Annotated in this window: 5 protein-coding genes; 1 reads left to right on the top strand and 4 read right to left on the bottom strand. The window is 36.4% G+C overall.

The genetic code is table 11. The annotated features are described in order from the left end of the window. Window positions 1-104: 104 nt before the first annotated feature. The 3 genes from COL05_RS27910 to iolG form a co-directional block, all read right to left on the bottom strand. Window positions 105-1,568: a CoA-acylating methylmalonate-semialdehyde dehydrogenase gene (locus tag COL05_RS27910; RefSeq protein ID WP_098670946.1), complete on the bottom strand. Its 1,464-nt coding sequence runs from the start codon at window positions 1,566-1,568 to the stop codon at window positions 105-107. 78 nt (window positions 1,569-1,646) lie between these two features. Beyond that, window positions 1,647-2,645, bottom strand: coding sequence for a 5-dehydro-2-deoxygluconokinase (gene iolC, locus COL05_RS27915; RefSeq protein ID WP_098670947.1), 999 nt, complete (start codon window positions 2,643-2,645; stop codon window positions 1,647-1,649). 106 nt (window positions 2,646-2,751) lie between these two features. After that, window positions 2,752-3,774, bottom strand: a complete 1,023-nt coding sequence (iolG, locus tag COL05_RS27920; protein WP_098670948.1) for an inositol 2-dehydrogenase — start codon at window positions 3,772-3,774, stop codon at window positions 2,752-2,754. 492 nt (window positions 3,775-4,266) lie between these two features. Between iolG and COL05_RS27930 the strand changes: the two genes are divergently transcribed. Beyond that, window positions 4,267-5,547, top strand: a complete 1,281-nt coding sequence (locus tag COL05_RS27930; RefSeq protein WP_098670949.1) for an MFS transporter — start codon at window positions 4,267-4,269, stop codon at window positions 5,545-5,547. Window positions 5,548-5,633: 86 nt separating this feature from the next. On the opposite strand, the gene COL05_RS27935 is transcribed toward COL05_RS27930, so the two are convergent. Further along, window positions 5,634-6,638, bottom strand: coding sequence for a LacI family DNA-binding transcriptional regulator (locus COL05_RS27935; RefSeq protein WP_098670950.1), 1,005 nt, complete (start codon window positions 6,636-6,638; stop codon window positions 5,634-5,636). Window positions 6,639-7,534: the final 896 nt, after the last annotated feature.

The following is a 7,534-nucleotide window of genomic DNA, read 5'->3' on the forward strand; positions in this document are numbered from 1 at the left end:
GTATTAGGAATTTGATAGACTCCTAATACTTCCTTCTTATGTTTTACTACCTTCCTTACTTTCGCTTCCAAGCACCTAGAGAGATTCTACTTCTCTCTTCATGATTACTTTTCCCAACGAGATGTAAGCATTTTCTTTCTAGTATAAAACTCAACGCCGTCAGTACCGTTCGCATGAAGATCTCCATAGAAAGAATCTTTCCAGCCAGAGAACGGGAAGAATGCCATCGGTGCTGGAACCCCAACATTCACACCTAACATGCCGGATTCAATTGTTTCACGGAATTGACGTACACTTGCCCCGCTATCTGTATAAATACAAGCTCCATTTGCAAAGCGAGACTCATTTGCAATTTCAATCGCTTCATCTAATGATTTCACACGAACAATCGATAAAACAGGAGCAAAAATCTCATCTTGCCAGATTTTCATTTCTTTTGTAACATGGTCAAAAATTGTTGGACCAACGAAGTAGCCAGCTCCTTTTACAGCTGTATCTTCTCGTCCATCACGAACTAATGTAGCGCCCTGTTCTACACCCGAATCGATGTAACCAATTGTACGCTCTTTATGGTTATCACGAATAACTGGTCCTAAAAATACTTCTTCATCAAGACCATTTCCGATGACAATTTTATTTGCTTCTTCTACGAGTCTTTCAACTAATTGATCTGCAATTTCTTCTTCTACTGTTACAACAGAAGCAGCCATACAACGCTCACCAGCTGAACCAAATGCAGCACTAATAATTTGCTTTGTTGCTAGTTCAAGATTCGCATCATTTAATACAATGGAATGGTTTTTCGCACCTGCTAATGCTTGCACGCGTTTTAAGTTTTCTGTTCCTTTTTTGTATACATATTCTGCCACAGGCTGAGAACCTACAAATGAAATTGCCTTCACTAATTTATGTTCCAGAAGACCGTTTACTACATCGTGAGCGCCATTTACGATATTTAATACACCTTTTGGTAAGCCTGCTTCTTCAGCTAATTCTGCTAATCTTGCTGCTAGAAGTGGTGTACGCTCTGAAGGTTTTAACACAAATGTATTACCACAAGCAATCGCAAGTGGGAACATCCAGCATGGAACCATCATTGGGAAGTTAAAAGGTGTAATCCCGCCTATAACACCAATTGGGTAACGATACATACCAGACTCAATACCTGTCGCAATATCAGGTAGCTGTTTTCCCATCATTAATGTAGGAGCACCTGCAGCAAATTCCACACACTCAATACCACGAAGAACTTCACCGTAAGCCTCGTTATAACTTTTTCCGTTTTCAATCGTAATCAGTTTCGCTAACTCTTCCCAGTTATTTACTAGTAATTGTTGATATTTAAATAGAATACGAGCGCGTTTTGGTACAGCAGTTTTAGACCAAGATTTGAATGCCTCATTTGCTGCTAATACAGCTTGTTCAACATCTACTTTTGTTGAAAGTGGGACTTGAGCAATTACTTCTCCTGTTGCAGGATTATATACAGCTTCCATCTTAGTTGAAATGGATTCTACCCATTCGCCGCCAATGTAGTTTTTTACAATTTGTGCTGTTTGTACTGTCATATTCATTATCTCCCTTTTATGTAATGTAGAAGCGTCCAATAGGATACGCCCTTGCTTAATTAATGGTTTATGATGTTTCTATACAATTTCCTCAGCCGTTTCCATGAATGCAGAAATCTCTGCCCTTGTTGGCATTGCATCAGAACAGCTATGTTTAGAAATAACAATCGAAGCAGAAGCTCCACCTAATCGCATCGCTTGAGGAATCTCAAGCCCTTGCATTAAGCCGTAAATAAACGCAGAAGCATACGAGTCGCCCGCGCCAAACGTCTTTAATACCTTTGTTTTAAAGATACCGCCTCTGTGAGATTGACCGTCTCTCGTATAAGCGATTGACCCATCCCCGCCATGTTTAATTACAACGATTTTCGCATGATGAGAAAACCATCTTTCAGCCGTAACTTGGTCATTAGATTGTTCATAGTTTAATAGTTTTTCCATCATATCGAATTCTTCACGCGTTCCAATAATGACATCAGATTTTTCAGCTGCTAGATTGTAATACACAGCCGTTTCAGCTTCTGACTGCCATGTATAAGGGCGGTAATCCACATCAAAAAATACGACTACATCATGCTTACGCGCATATTCTAGCGCTAAAAATACCGCTTCGCGAGAAGGACTTTTCGCTAAAGCCGTTCCTGAAATTAAGAGAGCTTTTGATTGTTTAATATAGTCCTCAGAAACTTCTGTTGGATCAAGATTTAAATCTGCGACATTGTCGCGGTACATTAAAATACTGCAATCTTCAGGGCTTTTAATTTCTGTAAAAGCTAGACCTGTCACCGCACCTGTACGATCGATACGTATCCGATCTGTATTAATATTGTTATCCTTTAAGTATCCTGTAATAAAGCGGCCCATTTGATCATCGGAAACTTTACCGATAAATCCTGTCTGTAAGCCAAGACGCGCCGCACCAATTGCGATATTCGCAGGAGAACCTCCCACATACTTAGTAAATGTTCTTGTTTCTTCCATAGGACGTTGTGTTTCGTTGGCATTTAAATCAACGCATAAACGTCCAACTGCAATTAGGTCTAATGGACAATCTTCTTTAAAAATAAGTGGATTCATTGTTTCTACCTCCCATGCTTTATGAAAGAGTGAATGACATAGTTCATATTTTTATAAACTTACTATTCATTACTCTTTATCTATCTAGAAGTAAGCGCTCTCTTTATTAATTTAATGCAGGCTGTTTATGTTCAATTTGAACAGGTTTTCCAGTTAGTAATGATTCCTTCGCAGCTTTCGCAATTCGTTCTGCTTGTAACCCATCATTACCACTGCAAATAACAGCTTGTCCTTCTATAATTGACTTTGTAAATTGTGTTACTTCCTCAATGTAAGCTTGCGTGTAGCGCTCTAAGAAGAAATAAAGCGGCTTATCTTTTACAATACCTTCTGTTTTTGACACTTGAACTGTTGTCGGGCAGCAATTATCCGCAGCAACCGCGCCTTTTTCACCAAACACTTCAACACGCTGGTCATATCCATAAACAGCTTGGCGGCTATTATCAATTACCCCCAAAGCTCCATTCACAAATTTTAATGTGACAATTGCTGTATCAACATCATTTACTTCCTGAATGGATGGATCAATTAATGTTGTGCCATATGCAAATACTTCAACGACTTCACTATTCATCACATAACGAGCCATATCAAAATCATGAATCATCATATCCATAAACAATCCACCTGAAGAGCGAACATACTCTATACTTGGTGGTTGTGGATCTCTAGACGTAATTTTTAAAATATGTGGGTGTCCCACTTCTCCTTGTTGAATAAGATCATAGACTTTCCTGAAGTTAGGATCGAAACGACGATTAAAACCTACTTGAAGAGATACCCCTTGTTCTTTTACTACTTCTAATGCATCTAATGTTTCTTCTACTGAGAAACTAACAGGCTTTTCGCAGAAAATATGTTTTTTCGCAAGAGCCGCTTCTTTTATAATTTGCGCATGTGTATTTGTTGGTGAACAAATAAAGACAGCATCAATTTCTGGATCTGCTAATAAATCCTGATAGTTTGTAGTCAGAGTGGAAATCCCTTTATCCTCGGCCCACTTTTCTAGATGACTAATCACAACATCTGAAACCGCTTTAATTTTCACTTGTGGCATCAGCTGCAAGTTATCTACATGCAGTTTCCCTATTCGTCCAGCACCAATAATCCCAATCGTTAAAACATTCATATGATTTCTCCCTCTTTATTTAAATTTAAGAAAAAAATGAAAGTCTATAAGGTTTAGCACATCAAATTAAGTTAAGCGCTTTCCCTATTTTTCTTCATTATACACACTTGATTCTAAATTGAAAATATTTTTATTTTTTGAATACTCTTCTGTTCATCCGAATTTCAAATTTCGTAAGTAAACGTACTACGTCCATATACAAATTAATAATTAGAAACAAATAATCTAAACAACTACAAAAATAATCTTTTAAAATACTGATATAACAAAGGAAACGAAGCCTTTTAAAGGCTAAACTCCCATCTATAAGGTATTCCCTTCTTTTCATACTCACTATTATTTTATTGTCCGATAAGTAAATAGAATGCCCCTATAAAAGAAAGTTGTAAATTGTCAAAAAATTTCATTGACGGTCTCAAAATGTAAGCGTATACTTTTTTTATCAAAAATAATTAAGCGCTTAACCAAAAATAACTTATCGGTGGTGGGAGAATGAACGCTATTAGTTCAAGCAAAACATTTATGGACAGGATTGGTATCCCTTCTAATTTAACTTGGGGATATATAGGAATTATTGTTTTTATGATTGGGGATGGTTTAGAACAAGGATGGTTATCCCCTTATCTCGTTGAAAGAGGCCTAACGCTAGAACATGCTGCATTTTTGTTTACTATTTACGGAATAACTGTATCTGCTTCTTCTTGGTTTTCAGGGGTATTTGTACAAATGTGGGGACCAAGAAAAGTAATGACATTTGGTTTAGTATCATTTATTTTAGGATCAATCGGTTTCATCGGTATAGGAATTCAACATATGAATTATCCCGTAATATTAATTTGTTATGCCCTACGAGGGTTTGGTTATCCCTTATTTGCTTATTCTTTCCTGGTTTGGGTATCTTACAGTACGCCTCAGCAAATGCTTTCAAGAGCAGTAGGCTGGTTCTGGTTCGTATTCCAGCTTGGACTTAGTGTTATCGGAGCCTTCTATTCTAGCTATATGGTTCCTAAAATCGGGGAAATCGCTACTTTATGGAGTGCTTTAATTTTTGTTGTCGTCGGGGGATTGTTCTCAATTGTTGTAAATAAGGACAGATTTAAAGTACAAACCGTAAGCGCTAACAAATCAAGCGAATTACTAAAAGGCATTACCATCGCATTTGAAAATCCTAAAGTTGGTATAGGTGGTATTGTTAAAATTATAAACTCGGCCGCTCAGTTTGGATTTGTTGTTTTCCTGCCTACTTATATGATGAAATATAATTTTACGATGACGGAATGGCTACAAATTTGGGGTACTCTATTTTTTGTAAATATGGTGTTTAATATTATTTTTGGTATCGTTGGAGACAAGTTTGGCTGGGTAAATACGATTAAATGGTTTGGAGGAGTCGGTTGCGGAATTGTAACTCTTGCACTCTATTATGTACCACAAATGGTAGGGCATAATTATTGGGCTATATTATTTGTTGCCTGTTGCTATGGAGCAACACTTGCCGGTTATGTACCTCTTACAGCATTAGTCCCATCTTTATCTCCTGAAAACAAAGGAGCGGCAATGTCTGTCTTAAATTTAGGATCAGGATTATCAGCATTTGTTGGGCCATTAGTAGTAACTGCTTTTATCGGTCCATTAGGTGTTGGCGGCGTGATGTGGATTTTTGCCGGTTTGTACTTCTTTGGTGCATTTTTAACTCATTTCCTTACTATTCCAAAGGAAAATGAGATGGAGCAGGATTTAAATACGAAAAGTGGAGAGCAATTCTCTGTATAAACCCTATATATAATAGAAGGTCATCATAACTGTATATGGTTAAGATGACCTTCTTTTTGTTACATTCAAGTAGGATATCGAAAATGCTAACATGTAATATCCTTTACTGATGATCGCTCTACTAATTGAGGAATAATAGTAATTTTTTGCTTAGCATGTTCCTTCATTTCCATCGTTTTTAAGAGTTGTTCAAACGTACAAGCTGCCATTTGTGTAATTGGCTGTTCAATCGTCGTTAACCCCGGATCTGCAATCTCAGCATAGATTGTATTATCAAATCCGATAATTGATAAATCTTCCGGAATCGAAAGCCCCTGTTTTCTTGCTTCATTCAATAGGCATATAGCAATCAAATCTGTACAAGCAAAAACCGCTGTGGGCCTGTTAGGTAAATTAAGTAACTCTTTACTTGCACGTTTGCTATCTTCCACTGTCGAATAGCAGCTAATTATAGCATCATCATCTAGTAAAATCTCTGAATCTGTAAGAGCTTGTTTGAAACCAGTCAATCTCCCTAAGCTACTTTTTCTATCCTTCTCCATCATAATTGTTAAAGATGTATGGCCTTTCTGCGTTAGATAACTTCCAGCTAGATAGCCTCCCCTCATATCATCAGTTGTCACAACATGAGTCGTGATGGAAGGATGATCTACAGTGAATAAAACAAGTGGCAAATCTCGATTCACGATTTTTTTAACAAGTTTATAATCATTTAGTTCCGTCGCAATAATAATGCCATCTACTTGCTTTTTAAATAATAAATCAATGTATTCGTGCTCACGTTTTGTTTGATGGTCCGTACTACATAAAATGAGTGTATACCCTGATTCTCGTGCACTATTTTCAAAAGCTCTTGCTACTTCTGCAAAAAATGGATTTGAGATATCTGGGACAAGTACCCCAATCGTATATGTTTTTTTACCTGTTAACGCTGCTGCTACACTACTTGGCTGATAATCTAATTCGTCCATTACTTGATTTACTTTGTTTATTGTTTTTTCACTAATACGCCCTGTTTGATTAATTACCTTAGATACAGTCGCTATTGATACACCTGCTTTTTCCGCAACATCATAAATTGTTGGTTTCACTTTAATTGTCCCTTCTTAATCATCTTTTTCTATATTTTATCATAAATATATTTTGCTTCTTGGTACACAAATGGAATTCTTTTAAAATTTGTAAGTATTTCTATCTTATAGCGTAATGCTTCATATTTACGAATTAATCTACCTTTATGAAACACCTGTAGAAAAAATTTGATCAATTTACTTAATAGACATTTAATATCCACATGCAAGGCTCATTACAACCAGAGCATGCAGTAATACTTATGGTTCTTTCTCCTATTTACACCACCTCACGGTAATCTTTACTTCTTTATTGTAATTCCTAATATTAAGATGTAAAATAACATTATCTTATATGCGCTTAAGATAGATCGGAATAAGAAAAGGAACCCTTCTGGGTTCCTTTTTCTATGCAAAATAAAAAAGCATCCCATTTAGATGCCCTCTGTACTTATTTTTTCTATATAACACTAATTCCTATTGCCCTAAGGATACCTCATACAATACATACTAACCCTACTCATATATAAAACTCTAGTAACCCAAAATGTCCAAGTATCATACATAGAATTAAGCCTATAGGATATACAAAGACTTCTTTCCAATTTATCCATTCATATAGGGGAGATAGTTATACGATGACTAAAACTCCTAATACAATTAAAACAACACACTTTCTTCAAATTCAATCCTTTTTGCTTATCCTTTTATTGTCTCGATAATTGAAACTATTCATTTCCCCTAGAGCTGAGCAGTTAGTTCATTCTAACTGCTCTTTTTATTTTTTATCGTCACCCTTCCATTGTACCTCCATATGTTGTATAGAAATATCTCCTTCTAAATTGTCATTGATGCCTCTTTCAAGTCCTAATACACACCTTAAAAAGAGCACTTTTAAATGAACTGCACCCCAATTG

Origin of the sequence: Bacillus sp. AFS059628, assembly GCF_002571225.1 — a bacterium.
Taxonomy (GTDB): Bacteria; Bacillota; Bacilli; order Bacillales; family Bacillaceae_G; genus Bacillus_A.